A 293-nucleotide genomic window follows, 5' to 3' on the forward strand; every position below is an offset into this window, starting at 1 on the left:
TCAGTCAAATACCTCGTCATTCCGAAGAAATCCAAAGTAAGTGCTTCGCTCGACTTGCATGTGTTAAGCACGCCGCCAGCGTTCATCCTGAGCCAGGATCAAACTCTCGTAATAAGGACTTGGAGCCGGTCTTTCACGGCTCCTACGTCCGTTTACGCTTCCCGATGACTTGGCGAGCCTTTTGGGCGAGCCTAGTATCGCGGAAGCTTCCTTTCGTTTAAACCTCGGTCAGGAAAACTCTAGCTTTCCTATCCCGTTATTTACTGTTGGCATCAGATCTTCGCTCTCGCTTC

The 293-nt window shown here is 50.2% G+C and carries 1 rRNA gene; it reads right to left on the reverse strand.

The features are described 5' to 3' along the window. Nucleotides 1–114: ribosomal RNA gene (locus H6A20_RS13250) — 16S ribosomal RNA — on the reverse strand; the annotation flags it as partial. Nucleotides 115–293: the final 179 nt, after the last annotated feature.

Source organism: Mordavella massiliensis (assembly GCF_016901695.1).
Lineage (GTDB): Bacteria > Bacillota > Clostridia > Lachnospirales > Lachnospiraceae > Claveliimonas > Claveliimonas massiliensis_A.